This window comes from [Clostridium] symbiosum ATCC 14940, assembly GCF_000466485.1.
Taxonomy (GTDB): Bacteria; Bacillota; Clostridia; order Lachnospirales; family Lachnospiraceae; genus Otoolea; species Otoolea symbiosa.
Genome location: NZ_KE992822.1, coordinates 1 through 5,115, shown reverse-complemented (window position 1 = coordinate 5,115; position 5,115 = coordinate 1). Strand labels below are relative to the sequence as shown.

Sequence of the window (5,115 nt, the reverse complement as noted above, 5' to 3'; positions counted from 1 at the left end):
GTGCAAAAACTATATGATACTTGCATTCCCATTTCGTATGAGCTAAACTATTATTGTCCATTTTGGATCTCCTGTGCTTTTTATTTGTGGTTTGCAGACCTACATTTATTCTAGCACAGGAGTTACTTTAATCTAAAGAAATTCCCTCCCCCTGCATAGCAGGGGGTTTATTTTTTCTGTGATACAACTAATCAAGGCCCCTGAGATGTATCTCAGGGGCCTTGATTTACTAAATCTTTCAACTTAGCTCACAGCTAAAAATTAATCTTCTACTTTAACGATTTCTTTCTTGTTATAAGAGCCACAAGCTTTGCACACTCTGTGAGGCATCATTAATGCGCCACATTTGCTGCATTTAACTAAGTTTGGAGCGCTCATCTTCCAGTTAGCCCTGCGGCTGTCTCTTCTTGCTTTGGAAGATTTGTTCTTTGGACATATAGACATGGTTACACCTCCTTAAATTGATTAAAAATCTCCTGGATAACTGACATCCGTGGATCGAGCGACCTAGTGTCACAGGCACAAGTCCCAATATTGAGATTTGTTCCACATCTATTGCAAATCCCTTTGCAGTCTTCACTACACAGGACTCTCATAGGCAAGCTCAGTAGCAGTTCGTTACAAACCAACTGGTCTACATCCAGACTATAACCGCTTAAATACGGCTCTTCATCCAAACTATCCTCCTGCTCCTCTTTCTTTCCAAGATCCAACTCCCGGTCAAAAACGAGTTCACAGACAAAAGTTACCGGTTCCAGGCACCTGGCGCACGGCGCTTCCACAGTGACGGAAAGTCCTCCCGACATCGTGTATTTTTTGCCTCCGCCAATATTGGCTATCTCCAGCTCAAACGGCTCTGCTTTGACAATCTTATAGATGTCACCGCCGAATTCAATGGATCCAAGTTCAAATGATACCGTATAAACCTTTCTTTTTCCTTCACAGGTAAAAAGTTCAGATAAATTAATCAGCATACTAATCTCCTAATACGCACTATGATATTATACATAGCGCTTTCATGTTTGTCAATGCTTATTTTGTATATTATTCCAAATTTTCGACAAATTATTGATGTTTACAGCCTTGCCCTAAAATGAGGTTTTTAATTACCCGCTCCTCCGAAAGCCGGACTCAGGCAGAGCCTTGAAAACTCCAGAGGCTCTGCCTGTCCTTCTTTCAGCAGCCGGCTGCGAAAAGTACGCTCTGCGGACTTTCCGTCATTATTTTACTAACGCAAGTGTCTCCCTTGCAATTGCAAGCTCTTCGTTGGTTGGAACAAGAAGAACCTTTACCTTTGAATCATCGGTGGAGATAATTCTCTCTTCTCCCCTTACATTGTTCCTCTCATCATCGATTTTAACACCGAGGTAACCGAGGTTTGCACATACGTTCTTTCTCAGCTCCTTGTTGTTCTCACCGATACCGGCCGTAAATGCGATTGCATCGACACCGTTCATAACGGCTGCATAGGCGCCTACGTATTTGATAACCCTGTAGTCGAAAATGTCAAGTGCAAGCTGAGCCTTCGCATTGCCTTCTGCCGCCGCATCCTCCAGATCGCGTCCGTCGCTTGACAGGCAGGAGATTCCGAGCAGTCCGGATTTCTTATTCAGAACTTCCATAAGCTGGTCAATGTTCTTGTTCTCTTTCTTTCCCACATATTCGAGAATCGCCGGATCAATATCCCCGGAACGTGTTCCCATAACAAGACCCTCAAGAGGAGTAAGGCCCATGCTGGTATCTACGGATTTACCGCAGTCAACCGCCGATACGCTGGCACCGTTGCCTAAGTGGCAGACGATAATCTTCATTTCGTCATATGGTTTTCCGATAATCTCTGCCGTTCTCTTGGATACATAGCTGTGGGAGGTTCCGTGGAAACCGTATCTTCTTACTTTATAATTCTCATAGTATTCATATGGAAGGCCATAGATAAATGCTTTCTCCGGCATTGTCTGGTGGAAAGCGGTATCAAATACGGCTACCATCGGTACGCCCGGCATCAGCTCCTGGCAGGCACGGATTCCGATTAAGTTGGCCGGATTGTGCAGAGGAGCGAGATCATTGCACTCCTCAATCGCCTTGATTGACTCTTCGTTGATGATGCAGGAGGAGGTGAATTTTTCTCCGCCGTGTACCACGCGGTGTCCGACTGCGCCAACTTCGGAAAGGCTCTTGATAACGCCTGTCTTCTCATTGGTCAGCGCTTTGATAACAGCATCAATCGCTTCGGTATGAGTCGGCATGGAAACGTCGGATTTTTCTTTCTCTCCGCCCTCCGGCTGATAAGTAAGCTTACCGTCGATACCGATTCTCTCACAAAGTCCCTTTGCCAGTACTTCCTCTGATGCGGAATTAATTAACTGATATTTTAAAGATGAGCTTCCGCAGTTGATTACTAATATATTCATTTTTTCTTCCTCTCACTTTTCCATAAACTCTTAACTTATTTGCCGCCTCAAAATCGAACATTTAAGATGCGGCGTGGCCAGACGGTCTGAATTATGACATCTGAGCCTGTACGGCTGTCAGCGCTACCACGCCGACAATGTCCTCTGCAGAGCAGCCACGGGATAAGTCATTAACCGGTCTTGCAATACCCTGTAACATCGGACCGTAAGCTTCCGCCTTTGCAAGTCTCTGCACCAGCTTGTATCCGATATTTCCGCAGTCCAGGTTCGGGAAAATCAGAACGTTTGCATGACCTGCAACTTCGCTGTCTTTCGCTTTGGATTTTGCAACTTCCGGAACGATAGCGGCATCAAGCTGTAATTCACCGTCGAGATCAAGCTGTGGATATTTCTCATGGGCAATTTCGGTGGCCTTGACAACCTTATCAACCAGAGTATGATGTGCGCTTCCCTTTGTGGAGTGGGAAAGCATGGCGATAACCGGCTTCTCTCCCACCAGAGCGCGGTAGCTCTTGGCGCTGGAGTCAGCGATGGCAGCCAGCTCTTCCGCTGTCGGATCCTGGTTGAGTCCGCAGTCTGCAAACAAGAATGTACCGTTATTGCCGAATTCACAGTCCGGAACATCCATGATAAAGAAACCGGAAACAAGCTCCGTGCCTGGTGCTGTCTTTAAAATCTGAAGAGCAGGTCTTAATGTATCCGCCGTAGCATGGCATGCTCCGGCTACCAGACCGTCTGCAATCTTCTCCTTAACCATCATAACGCCGTAGGTAATGTAATCTTCTCTCAGAATTTCCTCTGCCTTTTCAAGAGTCATTCCTTTATGTTTTCTCAGTTCAAATAAGGTTTCCGCATAATGAGCAAAGTTTGGATCCAGATCCGGGTCTACTACCTTGATTCCTGTCAGATCAACTTCCAACCAACCGGCACCATCCAGGATCTTTTCCTCTTTACCAATCATGATCAGGTCTGCTGTGCCCTCCTCTAAAATCTGAGCAGCGGCAATCAGAGTTCTCTTGTCTTTACTTTCCGGTAAAACGATGGTCTGTTTGTCCTGTCTTGCTTTTTCTTTCATTAAATCAATAAATGCCATGGTTAAAAAACCCCTTTCATAAGTGTATGTGTTCTTTATTCTGCTAACATTATATACCACTTGTTTATTGTATACAAGAGATAATTTCCATTTTCGGGTTAATTATTTTTTTAACAGGCTTGTTTCTTTTTTAACCGAACATTACCCTTTACGGAATTTACTTCCTCCTATATAATTGTAACCAAAACAAAGAGCGGCTATAAGCCTTTGCGCAATCTTAACACATTGCGATTGTAAAAAATGGTTACACGATCCATCAGGAAAACTCAAAAAAGCAGGAAATAATATGAAAATTACCGGACTCATCACAGAATATAACCCCTTTCATAACGGTCACCTGTACCACATCAGAAAATCCAAAGAAGTGACAGGCTCTGATTACTGTATCGCGCTCATGAGCGGCAGCTATGTCCAGAGAGGCGCCCCGGCCATTTACGATAAGTATGTGCGGACTGCCGCAGCTCTCTCAGCCGGAGCCGATCTCGTCGTCGAGATGCCGGTGTCCTTTTCCACCGCATCCGCGATGGAATTTGCCTCCTACAGCATCGCTCTGTTCTCTGCCCTCGGTATTGACTCCGTCTGCTTTGGAAGTGAATGCGGCGATATCGCAGCTCTCACCAAGATTGCCGGATTGCTTTCGGATGAACCTGTACAATTCAAAGAGGCTCTGAGAACTTACCTGAAGAATGGAATGACATTTCCCGAGGCAAGGCACCGGGCCCTTCTGTCCTTTTTGGATGAAGAGGAACAGGAAATCCTGAATTCGCCGAATAATACCCTCGGCATTGAATATATCAAAGCCGGAATGATGTTTCACAGCCCACTGGATTTTTACACAATACAGAGGGAAGGACAGGCATACCATGACACCGCGCTGCTGCCGGAGAAGGCGGAGTGCTTTACAGGTATGGCCTCCGCATCCGCGATCCGCGCGCTGGTTGAATCTGCGAAGGGGCCTGCATCGGCAAATGGCCCCGGGGATATGCCGGCGGCGCTGCGCTCCATGGTTCCCGAACCTGCCTTCCGCCTTTTTAAAGAAGAAATCCCCGTTTTTCCCGACGACTTTTCCACCCTGCTGAACTACCGCATACTTGGAGGCGGCTGGGAGCGGATCGCAGAGCTTACGCCGGAGCTGGATGCCCGTATCAGAAAGAGCGCAGCCTTGCCCGTCTCCTTTGAAGAATGGATCCGGGCCCTAAAGACAAGGCAGCTCACCTACACCCGGGTCAGCCGGGCGCTTTTACATCTGATTCTGGATATACAGGAGTCCGATATCTGCCGCTTTAAGGACAGCGGCTACGCTCCCTATGCGAGGATTCTCGGTTTCAGGAAGGACTCCGGGCCGCTGTTGAGCAGGCTCAAACACTCCTCCTGCATTCCGCTCATTACAAAGCTGGCCGATGCAGGTAAGAAACTGGACAAAAACGCGCTGTCCATGCTGGAACAGGAAATCCGTTCCGCCCATATTTATCAGATGATCCGGCATACAAAAGGCGGAACCTTCCGAAACGAATATACGCAGGGCGTTATAATTTCCGGTACTGGGCCGGAGTTACAACCGTGTGAACCAATGTCAGTTAGTTAACACTATGGAGATTTAGTTAAGCAGGT

The 5,115-nt window shown here is 46.7% G+C and carries 5 protein-coding genes; 1 reads left to right on the top strand and 4 read right to left on the bottom strand.

What is annotated here, in order from left to right; translation table 11 throughout:
• Positions 1-261: 261 nt before the first annotated feature.
• From rpmF to pta, 4 genes are all read right to left on the bottom strand, one after another.
• Positions 262-444 carry a 50S ribosomal protein L32 gene (rpmF, locus tag CLOSYM_RS03290; protein WP_003499726.1) on the bottom strand — a complete coding sequence of 61 codons (183 nt, stop codon included), beginning with the start codon at positions 442-444 and terminating at the stop codon, positions 262-264.
• A gap of 2 nt (positions 445-446) precedes the next feature.
• A complete protein-coding gene (locus tag CLOSYM_RS03285; protein WP_003499727.1) occupies positions 447-974 on the bottom strand; it encodes a YceD family protein in 528 nt (175 codons plus the stop codon).
• Positions 975-1,220: 246 nt separating this feature from the next.
• Positions 1,221-2,411, bottom strand: a complete 1,191-nt coding sequence (locus tag CLOSYM_RS03280) for an acetate/propionate family kinase (RefSeq protein ID WP_003510629.1) — start codon at positions 2,409-2,411, stop codon at positions 1,221-1,223.
• A 91-nt stretch (positions 2,412-2,502) separates the two neighbouring features.
• A complete protein-coding gene (pta, locus tag CLOSYM_RS03275; RefSeq protein ID WP_003510627.1) occupies positions 2,503-3,504 on the bottom strand; it encodes a phosphate acetyltransferase in 1,002 nt (333 codons plus the stop codon).
• Positions 3,505-3,790: 286 nt separating this feature from the next.
• Here pta and CLOSYM_RS03270 point away from each other — a divergent pair, with 286 nt between their 5' ends.
• Positions 3,791-5,089 carry a tRNA(Met) cytidine acetate ligase gene (locus CLOSYM_RS03270; protein WP_021640940.1) on the top strand — a complete coding sequence of 433 codons (1,299 nt, stop codon included), beginning with the start codon at positions 3,791-3,793 and terminating at the stop codon, positions 5,087-5,089.
• Positions 5,090-5,115: the final 26 nt, after the last annotated feature.